Source organism: Micromonospora sp. SD12 (assembly GCF_052068495.1).
In the GTDB taxonomy this organism is placed as follows: Bacteria; Actinomycetota; Actinomycetes; order Mycobacteriales; family Micromonosporaceae; genus Micromonospora; species Micromonospora echinofusca.
Genome location: NZ_JBQHDF010000001.1, coordinates 310,156 through 328,394 on the forward strand (window position 1 = coordinate 310,156; position 18,239 = coordinate 328,394).

The following is an 18,239-nucleotide window of genomic DNA, read 5'->3' on the forward strand; positions in this document are numbered from 1 at the left end:
ACCGGATGAAGGTCCTGTTCGTACCGCACGCCAACAGGGCACACCTGCACATCATGGCGCCGTTGGCCTGGGCGCTACGGACAGCCGGGCACGAGGTCCGCATCGCGAGCCAACCCGAGATCGCCGACGCCATCATGGCCGCCGGCTTCGTTCCGACCGAGGTCGGCCAGGTCCGTACGGCGATGCCCGACTTCTATCCGGGGCGGCGGGCCGACGAGGCCCAGCCCATCGTGATGGCCCCCGGCGAGCGTCAGGAGATGCCGCTCCAGCAGGACCTGAGCCGCGACGGGGCGCTGGAGAAGCTGTCCCGGGCGTCGTGGGGGTTCGCGCTCTTCTCCACCGAGGCGATGATCGCCGACCTGGTCGACCTGATCCGGGCCTGGCAGCCGGACCTGGTGCTCTGGGACTCCATGGTCTACGCGGCACCCGTCGCCGCGAAGGTGTGCGGGGTCGCCCAGGCCCGGATCATGATGGGCCCGGACGCGATCACGCAGCTCCGGCAGGCCACCCGCGGCGAGGGCGACCCGCTGCGCGACTGGCTGGCGCCCGTGCTGGAGGGGTACGGCTCAGGCTTCGACGAGGACGTCGCGGTCGGCCAGTGGAGCATCGACCCGATGCCGCCCTGGCAGTGGCGGCCGGAGGGGCCACACTTCGTGCCGATCCGGCCCATCCCCTTCAACCCGCCCGCCCGGATCCCCGACTGGTTGCGCCAGCCGCAGGAGCGACCCCGCGTCTGCCTGACCCTCGGCGAGTCGCACCGCAACGGCCGTGGGACCGAGGCGCCCACCTCCGATCTGCTGGACGCCGTCAGCGGCATCGACGCCGAGGTGATCGCCACGTTCAACGCGAAGCAGCTCGCCACCGTGGACCGGCTCCCCAGCAACGTCCGGGTGGTCGACTTCGTCCCGCTGAGCGTGCTGCTGCCCACCTGCTCGGCGGTGGTGCACCACGGCGGCGCGGGCACCTTCTCCACCGCGCTCGACTGCGCCGTGCCACAGCTGATCATTCCCGGCACCCACTGGGGTTTCCAGTGGTGGGGTCCGGTCGCCCACGCCAACGGGCTGCAACAGCAGGGCGCGGGCCGCTTCGTGGCCGACGCGGACCACCTCACCAAGGAGGCCCTCGCCGAGGACCTGGCCCTGGTCCTGAAGGACCCGTCGTTCCGGGAGAACTCGGAGCGGCTGCGCAGGGAGATCACCGGCGTACCGACGCCGAACGACATCATTCCCGTCCTGGAGAAGCTGACCAGGGAGTACGGGGCCGGCCCGACGACCAGTTGAGGTGAGTGTTGTGACGGAACAACTGCGGATCCCGACGACGGTGGGCACCTTCGACGCGCTCGCCGCCGGGCCCGGGGACGGGCGGCCGGTGCTGCTGCTGCACGGATTTCCGCAGGGCGCCCGGGAGTGGGACCACCAGCTCGCCGCCCTGGCCGACGCCGGTCACCGCGCCGTCGCCCCGGACCAGCGCGGCTACTCGCCCGGGGTGCGGCCGGACGAGAGCGACGACTACCGGATGGACGAACTCGTCGCCGACGTGCTGCGGATCGCCGACGGCCTCGGCTGGGCGCGGTTCGACCTGGTCGGGCACGACTGGGGAGCCGCGGTGGCCTGGGCGCTGGCCGACCGGCACCCGGATCGGCTGCGGACGCTGACCGCGGTGTCGGTCCCGCATCCCCGCCCGTTCGGCGACGCGCTGCGCGACGACGAGGATCAGCAGCGCCGCTCGGCGTACCTGGCGATGTTCCGTCAACCCGGTCAGGGCGAGCAGATGCTGCTCGCGAACGACGCCGCCGGCGTCCGTCAGATGCTGGCGCGGGCGGTGCCGGCCGAGAAGCTGGAGGAGTACGTGGCGCGGATCGCCGCGCCCGGGGCGGCGACGGCGATGCTCAACTGGTACCGGGCGACCCGTCCCGAGGAGGTCGAGGCCGGCACCGTCACCGTGCCCACGCTGTACGTGTGGAGCACCGCCGACGCCGGCGTGGGGCCGGCGGCGGCGAAGGGCACGGGCGACTGGGTGTCGGCCCCCTACCGGTTCGAGACGTTCGAGGGCGTGTCGCACTGGATCCCGGAGGAGGCCCCGGAGCGCCTGTCCACCGTCCTGCTCGAACACCTGGCCGCGCACCCGGGCTAGCCCGTACGACCGGTCGGCGGCGGGGGTGTCTCGTCCTCCGCCGCCGACCGGCGTGCCGGTCGCACCCACCGACAGCCACCGCCCGGCGAGCGGCCCCCGGCCCTCGCCGTTCCGCGTTGAACCACGGCCACAGAAAGAGACGATCATGACCATCGACACACCGGGCGCCGGGGCCACGGCGTCCACCGTCGACGCGCCTGACTTCCCGATGACCCGCACCTGCCCGTTCGATCCGCCCGAGGAGTACGTGGAGCTCCGCGCCAAGGAGCCGGTCAGCCTCGTCCGGGTGCCGGACGGCCAGCTCGCCTGGCTGATCACCCGGTACGCCGACGTCCGGCGGCTGCTGGTCGACCCCCGGATCAGCTCGAACCGTCATCACCCGAACATGCCGCTGACCGAGTCGGTGACCCCGCAGACCCGGCGCAACATCGCCGCCGTCGGGCGCTCGCTGATCGGGCTCGACCAGCCGGAGCACGGGCCGCAGCGGCGGATGCTGATCCGGGAGTTCACCCTCCGCCGGGCGCAGGAGATGCGGCCGCACATCCAGCACACCGTGGACCGGTGCGTCGACGAGATGCTCGCCGGGCCGAAGCCGGCGGACATCGTGACGGCGCTGTCCCTGCCCGTGCCGTCCACCGCCATCTGCACGCTGCTCGGCATGCCGTACGCCGACCGGGAACTGATCGAGCGCAGCGCCAACGCGCAACTGCGCCGCAACGTCTCCGCCCAGGAGCGTCAGGACACCAGCAGCGAACTGCGTGACTACGTCAACCGGCTGGTCAGCGCGAAGGAGGCCGAGCCCACCGACGACCTGCTCGGCCGCCTGATCCTCCAGAACCGCGAGACGCCGCTGTTCGACCACGACATGCTGGTCGGCCTGGCCATGCTGCTGCTGGTCGCGGGCTTCGAGACCACCGCCAGCATGATCTCCCTCGGGGTGGCCGGCCTGCTGGCGAACCCCGACCAGCTGGCCGAGGTCACCGCCGACCCGTCGGCGATGGGGCTGGCGGTGGAGGAACTGCTGCGGTACTTCAGCGTCGTCGACGCCCTCCCCCGGGTGGCCACCGCCGACATCGAGGTCGGCGGGGTGACCATCGCCGCCGGGGAGGGGCTGCTGCTGTCGTTCGCCTCGGCCAACTGGGACGAGACGACCTTCCCCGACCCCGGCATGCTCAACGTCCGCCGGGGCGCCCGCAACCACATGGCCTTCGGGTACGGCATCCACCAGTGCATCGGCCAGAACCTGGCCCGGGCCGAACTGGAGATCGTGTTCCGGACGCTCTTCACCCGCATCCCCGGGCTACGGCTGGCCGTCGACGTGGACGAACTGCCGTTCAAGAGGGACTCCAACATCTACGGCGTCGACCGGGTGCCGGTGACGTGGTGACCGGGAGGCAGCAGGAGATGCGGCTCGTCGTGGACCGTGAACTGTGCGTCGGGGCCGGGCAGTGCGCCCTGTCGACCCCGGAACTCTTCGACCAGGGCGACGACGGGCGGGTCGTGCTCCGGCGGACGCTGCCCGAGGGCGAACTGGCGGCGAAGTCCCGCACCGCCGTGGACCTGTGCCCGTCCGGGGCACTGACCCTGACCGACGACTAGCGCCTGTCCCACAGGCTGAACGAGGGTGTGATGACAGGCTTCGAGGGAAGAGTCGCCGTGGTCAGCGGTGCCGGCCGGGGCATCGGGCAGGCGATCTGCCGGGCCCTGGCCCACCGGGGCGCGGACGTGGTCGCCGTCGACATCGTCGATCCGGTCGAGACCGTCGGCATGATCGAGGCCGAGGGCCGCAAGGCCGTCGGCCTCATCGGCGACGTGTCGGACCCCGACGACGTACGCCGGATCGGCCAGCAGGTCACCGAGCGGATGGGCCGGTGCGACATCCTGGTCAACAACGCCGGCATCTATCCGGCGAAGAACGTCTTCAAGCTGGACTACGACGCGTGGCGTCGGGTGATGGCGGTCAACCTCGACTCGCAGTTCCTGATGACCAAGGCCGTCCTGGACCACATGTGCGAGGCCCGGTGGGGCCGGATCATCAACATCACCTCGAACTCGGTCGGGCTCGCCCTGCCGGGCTTCACCCACTACATCGCCAGCAAGATGGGGTCCATCGGCTTCACCCGGGCGCTGGCCAGCGACGTCGCCTCGTTCGGCATCACCGTCAACGCGGTCGGTCCCACCCTGTCCCGGACGCCGGGCCTGGCGGAGAGCGTCATCGGCGACGGCGCCCTCCAGCACGTCAGCGGGCTCCAGGCGATCAAGCGTCCCGGCGAGGCCGAGGACGTCGTGGGCACCGTGCTCTTCCTGGCCGGCGACGACTCCGCGTTCGTCACCGGCCAGACGATCATGGCCGACGGCGGACTGGTACGTCTCTGACCGTGCGGCGGTGCCGGCCCGCCCGACGGGCCGGCACCGACCGCCGGGAGACCCGACGGCGCCTGCGGAGGCACACGGTCGCCGAAGGTCCCCGAAGGGTCACCATGGGTGGTGGATGATGTCCATCGGACATGGAGAGACAGCGTTGAGGAGCCACTGTGACTCTGACGAACAGGCCCACGGAGGCCCCCGGTCGGCTGCGGTTGGGAAGCGAGCTGGACGTCAACCGCCTGGGGTTCGGGGTCATGCAGCTCCCCGGGCCGGGCTGCTGGGGACCGCCGAGGGACCGACGCGCCGCGCTGGCGGTGCTGCGACGCGCCGTCGAGCTGGGCGTCGACTACATCGACACCAGCGACTTCTACGGGCCGCACGTCGCCAACGAGCTGATCCGCGAGGCCCTGCACCCGTACCGGGACGACCTGGTGATCGGCACCAAGGTCGGTGTCGTCCGGGACGGCCGGGGCGACTGGCGGCCGGCCGGTTCGCCCGACCAGCTCCGTACGCAGGTCGAGCAGAACCTCGCCCGACTGGGCAAGGACCGGCTGGAGCTGGTCTACCTGCGGGTGGGTGGTGACGGGCTCCTCCCGGCCGGTCGGGACGCCTTCGGCGAGTCCGTCGCCGCCCTGGTCGAGCTGCGCGAGCAGGGGGTGATCGGCGCCCTCGGGCTCAGCGGGGTCACCACCGGGCAACTTCGCCAGGCACTGGCCACGACTCCGGTGGTGGCCGTGCAGAACCGGTTCAACCTGCTCGACCGGGGCAGCGCGGACGTGCTGCGGCTGTGCGAGGAGAACGGCGTCGCCTTCGTGCCGTACTTCCCGCTCGCGGCGGGCACGCTCGGCCCCGGCGGGCGTGGCCTGCCCTTCGGACCGACCCTCGACCGGGCCCGGGCCAAGGTCCTGGACCGGATCGCCGACGCGCACCAGGCGACCCGGGCCCAGGTCTCGATCGCTTGGTTGTTGGCCCATTCGCCGACGATCCTGGTGATTCCCGGTACCAGTTCGGTGGCTCATCTCGAGGAGAACCTGGCCGCCGGTGGGCTGCGCCTGTCCGAGGCGGAGGTGGCCGCCCTCGACGCGCTGGCCTGAGCGGCACCGACGGCCGGGGCATGGCCCCGGCCGTCGGTGGTGCCGTTCCGGGCCGCGCCCTCAGGGCGTGTAGGGCGTGTCCGTGTGGCTGACCTCGACGAGCCGGCTGCCGCTGAGCTGGTAGACGGCCGTACGCCTGACGGCGACCTCCGCCGCGGACGCGTCCTCGGGGCGGGTCAGGTAGACCACCGTCGCCCGCCGGGAGCTGATCGAGACGGACTCGACAGGCGTCCGGTCGCCGATGTCGACCATCGTGACGTAGACGGGCCGACCGTCGATGTTGCCGTACATGACGATCTGCCAGAACTTGCCGGTCCCGCCCCCGTCCATCAGCACCGGGACCAGCGCGTCGGCCGCCTCGTCGCCGGTCAGGTCGCCGATGGCGCAGGGCTGTTGCATGTGGACGACGGTGCCGTCCTCGCCGGACCACATGCCGTCGACCAGCGGGATCGGTTCGGCGTAGCCGTTGTACCGCTCGGTCCCGTTGCCCAGTGCGGCGGTCTTGAGCTGCTCGCAGGTGAGGGCCCGCAGCGTGGCGGGCGCTCCGGGTGTGTCCGGTGCGGCCGACGGCGCCGGGTCCGCGGTCCCGTCGTCCGCCACGCCGGTGCTGACCGTCGGTTGTCCGGAGGCCACCGGCTCCGGGTCGTCCGCCGGTGCGGTGATGGTGACGCAACCGCTCAGCGCCGCCACCAGGGCGAGAGCCGCGACGGGCAACAGGGTCCTACGCATTGATCTTCCCTCTCCTTCAGGTCGCCCGGAGCGTAGTGCGCCCCCGCCACAAGACTCCTATGTGGAGCGGGACGGCGGGGACGGCGGGCCGGAGCGGGGAGAGCGGGCCGGCTCGCGGGAGCCGGCCCGGGCCGGACGAGGTCCGTTCAGGTACGCGGGCCGCCGTGCTGGTGCAGCCGGTCGCGCAGCGTGTCGGCGAAGCCCTCGGCCATGGCGAGCTGGTCGCGTAGCGCGCCGACGCGCGCGGTGGCGGCGGCGTGGAACATGCCGAGCCGGTCGAGCAGCGCCGCCCGGTCGGCGCCCTCGGCGGTGTCGAGGGCGTCAAGGACGGCGAGCAGGTCGCGCATCTCGTCGAGGCTGAAGCCGAGCGGCTTCATCCGCTTGACCACGGCGAGCCGGTCGAGGTCGGGTGCGGTGTAGAGGCGGAACCCGCCGTCGCTGCGGGCCGAGGGGACGATCAGGCCGACGTCCTCGTAGTGCCGGATGGTGCGGATGCTCAGCCCCACCCGCTCGGCGGCCTCACCGATCTGCATCAGCCGCCCTTCGGGCGCACCGCCGACGGGCTCCACCACCGCGCCCGGGCCGGGGTCGGGGGCAGCAGCCGGGCCGGGGACGGGGGCCGCAGCCGCATCGCCGACGGGCTCCGCAGCCGGGCCGCGGACCGGCTGCGGGCCGGCCGTACGGTTGCCGGCGGCCATCAGTGGCCGACGCCGAGCCGGCCGGCGAGGGTGCCGTGGATGTGGGCGCTGGGACGGTTCAGCTCGACGATCTCCAGGGTCTTGCCGCGGGCGGCGTACTTGGTGGTGACGGCGTCGAGCGCGGCGACGGAGGAGGCGTCCCAGACGTGGGCGTGCGTCATGTCGATGACCACGCTGTCGGGGTCGTTGGCGTAGTCGAACTGGCCGACCAGGTCGTTGCTGGAGGCGAAGAACAGCTCGCCGTGCACCGAGTAGATCCGGGTCGTCCCGTCGGGGTCGAGGACGCTGGTGACCTCCACCAGGTGGGCGACCCGGCGGGCGAAGACGACCATCGCGGTGAGTACGCCGACGACGACGCCGACGGCGAGGTTGTGGGTGGCCAGGGTGGTGACGACGGTCGTCACCATGACGGTCGTCTCGCCGTACGGCATCCGCCGCAGCGTGGCCGGGGCGACCGAGTGCCAGTCGAACGTCGACACCGCGACGATGACCATCACGGCGACCAGGGCGGCCATCGGGATCACCGCGACCACGTCGCCGAGCGCGACCACCAGGATCAGCAGGAAGACGCCGGCCAGGAAGGTCGACAGCCGCGTACGGGCACCGGACGCCTTCACGTTGATCATCGTCTGGCCGATCATGGCGCAGCCGCCCATGCCACCGAAGAACCCGGTGACGATGTTCGCCACGCCCTGTCCCCACGACTCCCGGGTCTTGCTGGACGGGGTGTCGGTGATGTCGTCGACCAGCTTCGCGGTCATCAGCGACTCCATGAGCCCGACCAGCGCGATCCCCAGGGCGTACGGGGCGATCAGGGCCAGGGTGTCCATGGTCCAGGGGATCTGCGGCAGGCCGAGCGTTGGCAGGCTGTCCGGCAGCGCCCCCTCGTCGCCCACCGTCGGCACCGCCAGGTGGGTCGTCGCCGTGACCACGGTCAGCACCACGATGGCGACCAGCGGCGCCGGGACGGCCCGGGTGAGCCGGGGCAGCCCCACCATGATCGCCAGCGCGACCGCCACGAGCGGGTACACCAGCCACGGCACGCCGAGCAGGTGCGGCACCTGGGCGGCGAAGATCAGGATGGCCAGGGCGTTGACGAAGCCGACCATCACACTGCGCGGGATGAACCGCATCAGCTTCGCCACCCCGAGCACGGCCAGCAGGATCTGGATCGCGCCGCCGAGGATCACCGCGGCGATCAGGTGGTCGAGGCCGTGCTCCCTGGCGAGGGGCGCCACGACCAGGGCGATGGCGCCGGTGGCGGCGGAGATCATCGCCGGGCGGCCGCCGCAGATCGCGATGGTCACGGCCATCGTGAACGAGGCGAAGAGGCCCACCCGGGGGTCGACCCCGGCCAGGATCGAGAAGGAGATCGCCTCCGGGATCAACGCCAGGGCGACGACCAGGCCGGCGAGGACCTCGGTGCGGAACACCTTCGGGGACAGCCAGGACGGGCGGGGCAGGCGCGGGCGGGAGGCCAGGGACAGCACAGGGGACATACAGCCATTTCCATTCGGAGGGCGCACGGCGCGGCGACCCGACGGACCCTACTCTTCCGTTACGGAAGAGTTCCCTCCCGCGTGGCGATCATCACCACCGGTACGTGCCGCGCGGCACGTACTCCCATGCCCGGCGGCGCGCCCCGGAGGTCAGGTCGGCCCGGCGCCCGGGGCCGGGACCGCCTGCTCGGCGGCACGGCTCACCTCTTCCCAGCCGGCCCAGACGTCCATGCGTCGCTTCGAGATGTCGAAGGCGAGGTCGTACACCATGCTGCCCAGCAGCAGCCGCAGCGGCGGGTCGTCGCTGGCGACGAGCTTCATGAGCGCCTCGGCGGCCAGCCGGGGTTCGCTGTCGATCGACCCCTCGGCCCACTGCCGCGCCAGCTCCTCCCGCAGCGGGTCGTACGCGGGGTTCGGGGCGGCCGTCGTGCTGCGGACGTAGAGGTCGGTCCAGTACCCGCCCGGCTGGACGATGGTGACCTTGACGCCGAAGCGGGCGGCCTCGGCGGCCAGCGCCTCGCTCATGCCCTCCAGCGCGAACTTGCTCGCGCTGTAGAGCCCGGTGCTGGGGAAACCGCCGAGCGCGCCGATGCTGGAGACCTGCACGACGTGCCCGCCGCCCTGGGCGCGCAGGTGCGGCAGGACGGCCTGGCTGACCCAGAGCGCGCCGAAGAAGTTGAGGTCCAGTTGGGCGCGGGCCTCGGCCTCGGTGAACTCCTCCACCATGCCCATGAAGAGCGCTCCGGCGTTGTTCACGACGACGTCGAGGCGGCCGAAGTGCCGTACCGCCCGGTCGACGACGTCGACGACCGCCGCGCGGTCGGTGACGTCGAGGCGCGCCGCCAGCAGGCGGTCGGGGTGCCGGGCGGCGAGGTCGTCGAGCGGCGAGACGTCCCGGGCCGCGCCGACGACCCGGTCGCCGGCGGCGAGCGCGGCCTCGGTGAAGGCGCGACCGAGGCCGCGGCTGGCCCCGGTGACGAACCAGACGCGCGGTACGGCGGTGACTGAGGCTTCCATGCCTGCTTCCTCCTTGGCGAGACGGACCGTCTCGTCTTGTTGAGAGGGCTGACACTACCCGACGGACCTGCACTGTCAAGACGGACCGTCTCGTCTCATCGCTTGCTAGATTGGGCCCCGTGCCCACGCCGAAGGTCGCCCCCGACTCCAGCCGACGCAGCGAGACCGCCCGCCGCGCCATCCTCGCCGCCGCCTTCGACCTCGTCGGCGAAGTGGGCTACGCGAAGCTGAGCATCGAGGGCATCGCCGCCGCCGCCGGCGTCGGCAAGCAGACGATCTACCGCTGGTGGCCGTCGAAGGGCGCGCTGCTCTTCGACGCCTTCCTCGCCCTCACAACCGACGACGGCCAGGGCGGCGCCCTACCGGACACCGGCGACCTGGCGGCCGACCTGAAGCTGGTCCTGCGGGCCACCGTCGACGAGCTGCACGACCCGCGCTACGACCTGCCCATGCGCGCCCTGCACACCGAGATCGTCCACGACCCGGCGCTGGCCGCCGACTACGCGACGCGGCTGGACGGGCCCATGCGGGAGCTGAAGAAGGAACGCCTGCGCGCCGCCCGCCGCGCGGGCCAGCTCGCCGAGGACGTCAACCTCGACGTGGCCGTCGACCTGATCTTCGGTCCGCTCCTCAACCGGTGGCTCCACCGCACCGGCCCGCTGACGCACGGGTACGCCGACCAGGTGGTGGACACCGCGCTGCGCGGCCTGCGTCCCCGCGAGGCGTAGACCTGGGCCGGCCCCGCGCCGCCGGACGGACACAACACCGGACCCCCGGTCGTCGTTGATCCGATCGTACGCGCCCCACCCGCCACGACGGTGCGGGCACCGACCGTGGAGGAGGCACGCCGATGACCAGTCAGCGCGAGACCGTGGAGGTCGACCCGGTCCTGTTCCGCGCCGTCTACGACTCGCCCGCCTCGCTGCCCGGCCGGCACCGGTGGACGACCCCGGAGTCGGACGTACGGCGGATCGAGAAGCTGCTCGGCATGCCGCTGCGCAGCATCGGCGCCCCGCTGTGGGTCAGCGGCGACCAGCCGGACTGCCCGAAGTGCAGCCGCCGGGTGAACTGGTACGACATCGTCTCCTCCGCCCTCTCGGGCGTGCACGACCGGATGATGATCGCGACGGTCATCCTGGGCGACCGCCGGTACGTCAACACGGAGGTGCCGGACGCGATCGCCGGGGTGCGCTGCACCGACTGCCGCACCGCGATCGAGGGGCTGCGCAGCTTCAAGTGCCACAACTGGGCGTACGCCTTCGAGGCGCTGGAGACCGTCCGGCAGCGGATGTCCGGCGCGTCAGTCGTCGGCCGTCAGCCCGCGGGCGAACCGCAGCCCGGGGCGCCCGTCGAGTGACACCTCGCCGACCGGCGTGAAGCCGGTACGCCGGAGCACCGCCAGCGAGCCCGCGTTGTCCAGCGTGGTCTCGGCGGTCAGCCGGCGCAGCCCGTACGCCTGGCGGGCCAGTGCCACGACGCGGCGCACGCCGTCGGTCGCCACCCCGCGCCCGGCGGCCCGCTCGGCCACCCGGTAGCCCAGCTCGGCCCCGCCGTCGGCGACGTCGACCAGGTTGAACCGGCCCAGCACCGACCCGTCCGGCTCGACCAGGACGTGGAAGTGGCAGCCGCCGGTCTCCTGCTCGGCGAGCAGCCCCGCGTGCCGCGCGGCGAAGTCGGCGAAGTACGCGTCGCCCCGGTCCGGCACCGACCGCGCGAACCACTGCCGGTTCTCGCGCTCGAATCGCAGCAGCGCGGCGGCGTGGTGGGCGGCGAGCCGCTGGAGATCCGACACCGCGCCACCCTACCCAGCCGCGCCGTCCCGCCTCAGCGGTCGCCGGCGGAGCGGCGGGTGGGGCGGCGGCCGGGCGGGGAGGGCGGCTCCGGCCCCGGATCGGGCACCTCGGGCATCGGCCGGGTCACCGGCCCGGCGCCGGTGACCCGCAGTGGCTCGCCGTGGTGCCACACCTCGATGCCGGTCCCCGGGTCGGCGTCCGGCAGCTCGTAGCGGGCCTCGCCGGAGGTCAGGGTGACCCGCAGCCGGTGGCCGTGCCAGCGCAGGCTGAAGGCCAGCCGATCGATCGCCGCCGGCAGCCGGGGGTCGAAGGAGAGCACCCCCCGGTCGTCGCGCAGCCCGCCGAAGCCCTGCACCAGGGCCAGCCACGCCCCGGCCAGCGACGCCAGGTGCAGCCCGTCGCCGGTCTTGTCGCCCAGGTCCGCCAGGTCCTGGAGCACCGACTCGGCGAACAGGTCGTACGCCAGGTCGAGGTGCCCGACCTCGGCGGCGAGCACGGCCTGCGGGGCGGCCGACAGCGACGAGTCCCGCACGGTGCGCGCCTCGTAGTAGGCGAAGTTGCGGGCCTTCTCGTCGGCCGTGAACTCCCCCGGGCAGCGCTGCATGGCGAGCACCAGGTCAGCCTGCTTGACCACCTGCTTGCGGTACAGCTCCAGGTAGGGAAAGTGCAGCAGCAGCGGGTAGTCGTCGTCGAAGGTGTTGGCGAAGTCCCACTCCGGCTGCTCGGTGAAGCCGGCCGACTGCTGGTGCACCCCGCGCTTGCGGTCGTACGGGATGAACACCGCGTCGGCCGCCGCGCGCCAGGCCGACACCTCGGCCGCCTCGACCCCGAGCCGGGCCGCCGCCTCGGGGTGCCGCTCGGCGGCGTCGGCGGCGCCGCGCAGGTTGCGCCGGGCCATCAGGTTGGTGAAGAGGTTGTCGTCGACCAGGGCGCTGTACTCGTCGGGACCGGTCACGCCGTGCAGGTGGAAGGTGCCCGTGTCGGACCAGTGGCCGAAGCCGTGCCAGAGCCGGGCCGTCTCGACCAGCAGCTCCAGCCCGGCCCCGGCGAGGAACTCCTCGTCGCCGGTGGCGGCGACGTAGCGCAGCACCGCGTCGGCGACGTCGGCGTTGAGGTGCAGCCCGGCCGTGCCGGCCGGCCAGTAGCCGGAGCACTCCCGCCCGCCGAGGGTGCGCCACGGGAAGCTCGCCCCGGTCAGCCGCAGCTCCGCCGCGCGCTCGCGGGCCTCCGGCAGGTGGGCGTGCCGCCAGCGCAGCGCCGAGCGGGCCAGCGGCGGGTCGAGGTAGGTCAGCACGGGCAGCACGTAGCCCTCGGTGTCCCAGAGCACGTGCCCGTCGTAGCCGTTGCCGGTCAGGCCCTTGGCGGGGATGGTCCGGTCGCCGTCCGCCCGGCCCGCCTGGAGCAGGTGGAACACCGAGAACCGGATGGCCTGCTGGAGTTCGTCGTCGCCGTCGAGCTGCACGTCGGCGGTCTGCCAGGCCACGTCCAGCGCCGCGCGCTGGCCGGCCAGCAGCGCGTCGAAGCCCTCCGCGCGGGCCGCGTCCGCCTCCGCCACGACCTGGCGGGCCAGCTCCGCCGGGGGCACGGCGTCCACCGGGGTGCACTCGTACGCGGCGAACTTGGTCAGTTGCAGCCGCTCCCCGGCGCGCAGCGTCCCGACCAGCGTGAGGCGCAGCCGGTCGGGGGTGCAGTCGACGCCGGGGGCGAAGCCGTCCGGGGCCCGCACGTCGTGCGCGACGGCCACGGCGACCCGCTGCTCGCTGTGCCCGGTGCGGTGGACGAGGACGCCGTCGTACCCGTCGGAGTGCCGGTACTCGGCGGTCAGCGGGTCGGTGATCACGGAGGCGGCGCGGGGGTCGTCGGAGCGCTCCGGCACCCGCTCGTTGGCGAGCAGGTCGGCGCAGACCCGCACCTCGACCGCGTCGCCCAGCGGCTCGACGGACCACCGGACGGCGGCCACCGGGCGCCGGGCCAGGGAGACGAGCCGGACGCTGCGCACGCGTACGCCGTGCCCGGCCGGTGAGATCCACTCGGTGTGCCGCTCGACCACGCCGGCCCGCAGGTCGAGCACCCGCTCGTGGGTGCGCAGGGTGCCGGTGCGCACGTCCAGCGGCTCGCCGCCGACCCAGAGCCGGATCAGGGCCGCGTTCGGCGCGCTGATCACCGTGTCGCTGAACTGGGGGAAGGCGTAGCCGTCCTCGGGGTAGTCGAGTTCGCGCCGCTCGTGGAAGCCGTTGAGGTAGGTGCCGGGCATCCCGTAGGGCCTGCCCTCGTCCAGGGTGCCGCGCCAGCCGACCCAGCCGTTGCCCAACGCGAAGATCGACTCGGTCTCGGCGAGGCGGTCCATGTCCCCCTCCGTACGCCGGATCCGCCAGGCCTCGTCGTCCCCCGTGGCCGGTCCGGTCGGCGGCCGATCGGCGATGGGGGTGTCGTGCACTGCGCCTCCAGGGAGTCCGACGTACCGGGGCCAATCGAAGCAGACCGGGCTGAGAGGTCGCTGAGACGAAGGTCGGGGTCGTCCCCCGACCAATGCACACTGCGCCCGACTTCCAGATGTTCCAGGGTTGTCTGGGAGCTAAACGAGGTATGAACGATCGGTGAGGTGAATCATGGTTGATGTGGACACGCCCGATGTTCCGGAGATCAGTGTCGAGTGGTACCAGGACATCGTCGACTTCGCCGCCGACACCCCGCAACCGGTGCAGTGGTTCGCCGAGCACTTCACCGAGGGCGCGATCCTGCTGCTCGGCGCGCTGTGGCTGATCGCCGCCGTGTCCCGGCTCGGCGGCGGGCCGCGCGACCGGGCGTACGCTCTGGTGTCGCCCGCGCCGGTGGTGCTCGCGTACGGGTGCAGCGAGCTGTTGAAGACGGTGGTCGACCAGGAACGCCCCTGCCGGGCGCTCGCCACCGAGCTCGCCATCATCGCCGGCGAGTGCCCGCCGACGGGCGACTGGTCGTTCCCCAGCAACCACTCCACCATCGCGGGCGGACTGGCGGTGGCGACGCTGCTGCTGTCCCGCCGCGTCGGGCTGGTGGCGCTGCCGTTGGCGGCGCTGGCCGCGTTCTCCCGCACCTTCGTCGGCGTGCACTACCCGCACGACGTGCTCGCCGGCGTCCTGCTCGGCGCCCTGTTCGCCGCGCTGCTCACGCCGCTGTTCGCGCGCCCCGCCGCCGGGCTGCTGCACCGCCGCGCCCGCCAGGCGGAGCGTCCCGTCCGCGACCCGGCCTCCCCGACGTCCCGCCGCTGACCGCAGCGGGTACGCGGAACCCGGGGCGGCCTGCGCCCGCAGGGCGGAGGGCGGCCTGCGGAGGGCGGATCAGAGCAGGAGGAGGGCGGCGAGGGCGCCGAGGACGAGGAACGGGCCGAAGGGGAGGTCGCTGCGCCAGCCGACGCGGCGGGTGGCCAGCAGCGCGATACCCACCGCCCCGGAGAGCAGCAGGGCGCACACCAGCCCGGCCACCGGCACGGCCCAGCCGTACCAGCCCAGCAGCGCGCCGACGCCGAGCGCCAACTTGGCGTCGCCGAGGCCGAACCCGCGCCGGCCGAGCAGCAGCGTGGTGGAGGCGAAGAAGAGCGCCAGCGCGACGCCGGCCGTTGTGGCGCGCAGCCAGGGCCCCGGGCCGGCCCCCGCGAAGGCGGCCAGCCCCAGCAGCAGCCAGGTCCCGCCCGCGGCGGGCCAGGTGAGCCGGTCCGGCAGCCGGCGCACGGCCGCGTCGACGAAGACCAGCGGGATCGCCCAGGCCAGCCACCAGGCCGTGGCCGCCAGCACGGGGGCGGACGACCCGAGCAGCACCAGCGCCCCGACGGCCGCCACGACGGCGAACTCCACCGCGCCGGGCGGCGGGCCGACGCGCGCCCCGCACCGCCCGCACCGGGCCGTCGGGCCGAGCGCCGGCCAGGGCCGGGCCAGCCCGATCGGGGCGCCGCACCTGTCGCACCCGGTCCGGACCGCCACCCCCGGCGGTACGGCGTGCCGGATCGCGACGAGTCGGAGCGCCGGGGCGAGCGCGAGCGCGGCGAGCAGCGGCCCCCCGCGCGCGGCGAGCTTCGGCGCGGTCGGCCCCGCCACCGTCGGTGGCCCGGTCAGCGCCACGAGCGCCCCCCGACCGCCGCGCCGGACACGAACACGCAGGGTAGCGGGCCAGGTGCCGACGAGTGACAGGTGAGGCGACCCCCGCCCCTCCCGCGCGCCGCACCGCGCGGCGCGCGGAAATGGCGCACCGATCCGCGCGGGAATCCCATGCGAACGGAATATCGGTGCGATTCGCTGGGGGACGGATCGGACCAGCCGCCACGTCCGGGACAACAGCCCGCCGCCACGATGCCGCTCTGCCCGCAGCGCGCGGTTTCCACGCCGTCGTCACGCCGGCCGCCCCGCCGACCCCCGCCGCACCGCCCGCCCCCACCAGCCGCCACCACCCGCCGCCACCACCCTTCATCACTCACGGTGTTCGATTGAATTGCCTCTGTTGCATCGGCGAACGTCAGCCTATGCTCGCCCCTTGGGTGTGGTGCAACCCACATCGAGACGACGAGACGAAGCGGGACATCGCATTCGTATAGATCCACAAGGGTAAATGCAGCGGCGCTTTCCGACAGGTCCGGACGACCTCTTCCGGGCGCGCCGCCGCATGCCCGGAGGTCGGCACGCCGGCCCCGGGTCCCCACCGAGGAGGCACGACGTGCGCGGACGGCGGTTCGGCCGATGGGCAACCTGCCTGCTCGCCATCGCGGCGCTCGGCGCGGCCCCGGCCTGCGGCGTCGAGCCCGGACCGGACCCGGGCGCGGCGACCGCCGGGGACGCACCCGCCCCCACCCGCCCGGCCGCCGACGAACAGGCGGCGAGGAGGGCGGCGCTGGAGGCGTACGCCGGATATCTCGCCGCCTCGCGCGCGGCGAGCGGACGCGGCGATCCCCACCATCCGGAGTTGCCCCGGTTCCTCGCCGACCCGCTGCTGACCCGGGTCCGGCTGACCATCCGCGAGGCGAAGGAGCACGGCGCGATGCGTACCGGCACGTTGGTCTCCGACCCCACCGTGACCTCGGTGAGCCTGGATTCGAGCCCGCCCACCGTGGAGATCCAGGACTGCCTGGACGCCACCGGCTACCGGCTGGTCTACGCCAGGGACAAGCGGGTCGTGCCCGGCACCGGCGGCACGCGGCACCTGGCCACCGCCACCGCCACCCGCTTCCCGGACGGTCGCTGGCTGATCAACGCCGGCGTCTCCCACGAGGACCTGCCGTGCTGACGCGGGCGGGACGGATCCGTACCGCCGGGGACGGACGCCGGACGGAGCCCGGCGATCCGACGCACGGCCGGGGCGGGGCGGCCCGCCGGTCGCTCACGGGCGCCGGCCTGGCCCTGCTGCTGGCGCTCGGGGCGGCCGTGCCCGCGATCGCCGCCGGGCGTGCGGACCCCGGCGCGGAGTGTCCGCCGGGGCAGAGCGACTGCAGCGTCTGGGACGACGACCCCGGCACCCCTGGCGACCCCGGCGACCCCGGCGGCGGGGGCGACGGCGGGGGCGGCGACCCGGGTGGCGGGGACGGCGGCGGCAAGTGCCAGTGGAACGGCCGCACCGTCAAGTGCTACGACGACGTGCTCGGCTGGTTCAACAACGGCGACGGCTGCTACTACAAGATCGCCGAGCCGCAGCCCGAGGCACCCGAGGGCCAGCGGTGGTACACGCGCACCTGCAACGGCGGCGACACCGGCACCCAGACCAACGTCCTGCGGGACACCCCGCCGCCCGGCTTCGGCGCACCGCCCGACCCCGAGGAACTCGCCCGCCGGGCGCTGGCGAAGATCACCATCGCGGCGCCCCGGATCGCGGTCGCCCCCCGCCGCAGCAACGGTCCCGGCCTGGTCGGGCTGCCGGTCTGGATGTGGGGCAGGAACGACGAGCGGAAGTACTTCGGGCCGGTCCAGCAGGCGTCGGAGACCGACCGGGGTCTGACCGTACGGATCACGGCGACGTTCGACCGGATCGTCTGGGACATGGGCGACGGCCGGAAGGTCACCTGCCGGGGCGCCGGCACCCCGTACCGGGCCGACGGCCCGCTCGCCGGTCGCCGGTCCCCCGACTGCGGTTACCACAGCGGCTACCCGAAGGCCGGCGACTACCGGGTACGCGCCACGACGTACTGGACGGTGACCTGGGAGGGCGGCGGTCAGAGCGGGGTCATCCCGGTCAACCGGACGACGGGCACGGTGCCGGTCCGGATCAACGAACTACAGGTGGTGGCTCAATGAGTGTGGCGACCCGCAACGGAACGGGACCGGTGGACGCGCCGGTCGCCCCGCCCAGGGTGGTCCGGCAGCGCCGGATGCGGCCCGGGCTGCTCGGCCTGGCCGTGCTGCTGATCGCCCTCGGCGGCCTCGGGGCGGCGTTCGCGGTCACCTCGGTACGCGCCACCGGCAGCTACCTGGCGGTGGCCCGGCCGGTCGAGGTCGGCCGGCAGATCAGCGCCGACGACCTGTTCCCGGTGCAGGTGGCCGGCGGTCAGGGGCTGTCCCCGGTGCCCGCCGGCCGGCTCGACGAGGTGGTCGGCAAGCGGGCCGCCGTGTCGCTGACCCCCGGCACGCTGCTGACCATGGCCCAGCTCACCGACGCCCCGCTGCTCGGGCCCGGTCAGCAGCAGCTCGCGCTGGGACTGGGCCCCGCCGAGGTGCCCGCCCGCAGGCTCCACCCGGGCGACAAGGTCCTGCTCGTGAGCACGCCGGACGGCAACGACGACCGCCCGGCCGGCGCCGCCACCCGGTTCGAGGCGACGGTCATCGACGCCGTCACGTCCGACCGGGACGACGAGGTGGTGGTCTACCTGGCGCTCGCCGTCCGGGACGTGCCGGCCGTCGTCGCGTTGTCCAGCCAGGAGCGCATCGCCCTCGTACTGACCGAGGCGGCCTGAGG

At 73.6% G+C, this 18,239-nt stretch carries 19 protein-coding genes; 12 read left to right on the top strand and 7 right to left on the bottom strand.

What is annotated here, in order from left to right; translation table 11 throughout:
• Positions 1 to 5: 5 nt before the first annotated feature.
• The 6 genes from ACTMS2_RS01430 (at position 6) to ACTMS2_RS01455 (ending at position 5,594) form a co-directional block, all read left to right on the top strand.
• Positions 6 to 1,280, top strand: coding sequence for a nucleotide disphospho-sugar-binding domain-containing protein (locus tag ACTMS2_RS01430; protein ID WP_441173688.1), 1,275 nt, complete (start codon positions 6 to 8; stop codon positions 1,278 to 1,280).
• Between the two features lie 22 nt (positions 1,281 to 1,302).
• Positions 1,303 to 2,133 carry an alpha/beta fold hydrolase gene (locus ACTMS2_RS01435; RefSeq protein ID WP_197697916.1) on the top strand — a complete coding sequence of 277 codons (831 nt, stop codon included), beginning with the start codon at positions 1,303 to 1,305 and terminating at the stop codon, positions 2,131 to 2,133.
• A gap of 145 nt (positions 2,134 to 2,278) precedes the next feature.
• The gene (locus ACTMS2_RS01440; RefSeq protein WP_357716998.1) at positions 2,279 to 3,520 is read left to right on the top strand and encodes a cytochrome P450; all 1,242 of its coding nucleotides are present in this window, start codon (positions 2,279 to 2,281) and stop codon (positions 3,518 to 3,520) included.
• Positions 3,521 to 3,537: 17 nt separating this feature from the next.
• On the top strand, positions 3,538 to 3,732 hold the full coding sequence (locus ACTMS2_RS01445) for a ferredoxin (RefSeq protein WP_089003763.1): 195 nt from the start codon (positions 3,538 to 3,540) through the stop codon (positions 3,730 to 3,732).
• A gap of 30 nt (positions 3,733 to 3,762) precedes the next feature.
• The gene (locus ACTMS2_RS01450) at positions 3,763 to 4,509 is read left to right on the top strand and encodes an SDR family NAD(P)-dependent oxidoreductase (protein WP_441173689.1); all 747 of its coding nucleotides are present in this window, start codon (positions 3,763 to 3,765) and stop codon (positions 4,507 to 4,509) included.
• Between the two features lie 158 nt (positions 4,510 to 4,667).
• Complete coding sequence (locus ACTMS2_RS01455; RefSeq protein ID WP_441173690.1) at positions 4,668 to 5,594, top strand: oxidoreductase; 927 nt, start codon at positions 4,668 to 4,670, stop codon at positions 5,592 to 5,594.
• 60 nt (positions 5,595 to 5,654) lie between these two features.
• On the opposite strand, the gene ACTMS2_RS01460 is transcribed toward ACTMS2_RS01455, so the two are convergent.
• The 4 genes from ACTMS2_RS01460 to ACTMS2_RS01475 all read right to left on the bottom strand — a co-directional run bounded on the left by ACTMS2_RS01460 (position 5,655) and on the right by ACTMS2_RS01475 (position 9,537).
• Positions 5,655 to 6,323: a hypothetical protein gene (locus tag ACTMS2_RS01460; RefSeq protein WP_441173691.1), complete on the bottom strand. Its 669-nt coding sequence runs from the start codon at positions 6,321 to 6,323 to the stop codon at positions 5,655 to 5,657.
• A 146-nt stretch (positions 6,324 to 6,469) separates the two neighbouring features.
• On the bottom strand, positions 6,470 to 6,856 hold the full coding sequence (locus ACTMS2_RS01465; RefSeq protein ID WP_363624220.1) for a MerR family transcriptional regulator: 387 nt from the start codon (positions 6,854 to 6,856) through the stop codon (positions 6,470 to 6,472).
• A gap of 164 nt (positions 6,857 to 7,020) precedes the next feature.
• On the bottom strand, positions 7,021 to 8,520 hold the full coding sequence (locus tag ACTMS2_RS01470) for a SulP family inorganic anion transporter (protein ID WP_441173692.1): 1,500 nt from the start codon (positions 8,518 to 8,520) through the stop codon (positions 7,021 to 7,023).
• 150 nt (positions 8,521 to 8,670) lie between these two features.
• Complete coding sequence (locus ACTMS2_RS01475) at positions 8,671 to 9,537, bottom strand: SDR family NAD(P)-dependent oxidoreductase (protein WP_441173693.1); 867 nt, start codon at positions 9,535 to 9,537, stop codon at positions 8,671 to 8,673.
• A gap of 119 nt (positions 9,538 to 9,656) precedes the next feature.
• Between ACTMS2_RS01475 and ACTMS2_RS01480 the strand changes: the two genes are divergently transcribed.
• Entirely contained in the window at positions 9,657 to 10,265 is a 609-nt protein-coding gene (locus tag ACTMS2_RS01480; RefSeq protein ID WP_441173694.1) for a TetR/AcrR family transcriptional regulator, read from the top strand.
• A 122-nt stretch (positions 10,266 to 10,387) separates the two neighbouring features.
• Positions 10,388 to 10,894: a hypothetical protein gene (locus tag ACTMS2_RS01485; protein WP_441173695.1), complete on the top strand. Its 507-nt coding sequence runs from the start codon at positions 10,388 to 10,390 to the stop codon at positions 10,892 to 10,894.
• On the opposite strand, the gene ACTMS2_RS01490 is transcribed toward ACTMS2_RS01485, so the two are convergent.
• Together ACTMS2_RS01490 and ACTMS2_RS01495 are read right to left on the bottom strand one after the other, a co-directional pair.
• Positions 10,838 to 11,329 carry a GNAT family N-acetyltransferase gene (locus ACTMS2_RS01490; protein ID WP_363892412.1) on the bottom strand — a complete coding sequence of 164 codons (492 nt, stop codon included), beginning with the start codon at positions 11,327 to 11,329 and terminating at the stop codon, positions 10,838 to 10,840. The genes ACTMS2_RS01485 and ACTMS2_RS01490 overlap by 57 nt on opposite strands.
• 32 nt (positions 11,330 to 11,361) lie before the next feature.
• Positions 11,362 to 13,677, bottom strand: a complete 2,316-nt coding sequence (locus ACTMS2_RS01495; RefSeq protein WP_441174076.1) for a glycoside hydrolase family 65 protein — start codon at positions 13,675 to 13,677, stop codon at positions 11,362 to 11,364.
• A 262-nt stretch (positions 13,678 to 13,939) separates the two neighbouring features.
• Here ACTMS2_RS01495 and ACTMS2_RS01500 point away from each other — a divergent pair, with 262 nt between their 5' ends.
• Positions 13,940 to 14,578 (top strand): phosphatase PAP2 family protein, encoded by a 639-nt coding sequence (locus tag ACTMS2_RS01500; RefSeq protein ID WP_441173696.1) that lies wholly within the window; start codon positions 13,940 to 13,942, stop codon positions 14,576 to 14,578.
• A 69-nt stretch (positions 14,579 to 14,647) separates the two neighbouring features.
• Here ACTMS2_RS01500 and ACTMS2_RS01505 read toward each other — a convergent pair whose 3' ends face one another.
• Entirely contained in the window at positions 14,648 to 15,400 is a 753-nt protein-coding gene (locus ACTMS2_RS01505) for a prepilin peptidase (RefSeq protein ID WP_441174077.1), read from the bottom strand.
• Between the two features lie 613 nt (positions 15,401 to 16,013).
• Here ACTMS2_RS01505 and ACTMS2_RS01510 point away from each other — a divergent pair.
• From ACTMS2_RS01510 to ACTMS2_RS01520, 3 genes are all read left to right on the top strand, one after another.
• The gene (locus ACTMS2_RS01510) at positions 16,014 to 16,580 is read left to right on the top strand and encodes a hypothetical protein (RefSeq protein WP_441173697.1); all 567 of its coding nucleotides are present in this window, start codon (positions 16,014 to 16,016) and stop codon (positions 16,578 to 16,580) included.
• Between the two features lie 107 nt (positions 16,581 to 16,687).
• On the top strand, positions 16,688 to 17,581 hold the full coding sequence (locus ACTMS2_RS01515; RefSeq protein ID WP_441174078.1) for a hypothetical protein: 894 nt from the start codon (positions 16,688 to 16,690) through the stop codon (positions 17,579 to 17,581).
• Entirely contained in the window at positions 17,578 to 18,237 is a 660-nt protein-coding gene (locus ACTMS2_RS01520; RefSeq protein ID WP_441173698.1) for an SAF domain-containing protein, read from the top strand. The genes ACTMS2_RS01515 and ACTMS2_RS01520 overlap by 4 nt, the downstream gene beginning before the upstream one ends.
• Positions 18,238 to 18,239 lie beyond the last annotated feature (2 nt).

Bases quoted from the DNA above. Each gene is read 5' to 3' on its own strand.
- ACTMS2_RS01465 (WP_363624220.1), bottom strand. From the start codon at position 6,856: ATGCAGATCGGTGAGGCCGCCGAGCGGGTGGGGCTGAGCATCCGCACC.
- ACTMS2_RS01520 (WP_441173698.1), top strand. From the start codon at position 17,578: ATGAGTGTGGCGACCCGCAACGGAACGGGACCGGTGGACGCGCCGGTC.
- ACTMS2_RS01450 (WP_441173689.1), top strand. From the start codon at position 3,763: ATGACAGGCTTCGAGGGAAGAGTCGCCGTGGTCAGCGGTGCCGGCCGG.
- ACTMS2_RS01500 (WP_441173696.1), top strand. From the start codon at position 13,940: ATGGTTGATGTGGACACGCCCGATGTTCCGGAGATCAGTGTCGAGTGG.
- ACTMS2_RS01445 (WP_089003763.1), top strand. From the start codon at position 3,538: ATGCGGCTCGTCGTGGACCGTGAACTGTGCGTCGGGGCCGGGCAGTGC.
- ACTMS2_RS01460 (WP_441173691.1), bottom strand. From the start codon at position 6,323: ATGCGTAGGACCCTGTTGCCCGTCGCGGCTCTCGCCCTGGTGGCGGCG.
- ACTMS2_RS01430 (WP_441173688.1), top strand. From the start codon at position 6: ATGAAGGTCCTGTTCGTACCGCACGCCAACAGGGCACACCTGCACATC.
- ACTMS2_RS01475 (WP_441173693.1), bottom strand. From the start codon at position 9,537: ATGGAAGCCTCAGTCACCGCCGTACCGCGCGTCTGGTTCGTCACCGGG.
- ACTMS2_RS01485 (WP_441173695.1), top strand. From the start codon at position 10,388: ATGACCAGTCAGCGCGAGACCGTGGAGGTCGACCCGGTCCTGTTCCGC.
- ACTMS2_RS01440 (WP_357716998.1), top strand. From the start codon at position 2,279: ATGACCATCGACACACCGGGCGCCGGGGCCACGGCGTCCACCGTCGAC.
- ACTMS2_RS01495 (WP_441174076.1), bottom strand. From the start codon at position 13,677: ATGGACCGCCTCGCCGAGACCGAGTCGATCTTCGCGTTGGGCAACGGC.
- ACTMS2_RS01470 (WP_441173692.1), bottom strand. From the start codon at position 8,520: ATGTCCCCTGTGCTGTCCCTGGCCTCCCGCCCGCGCCTGCCCCGCCCG.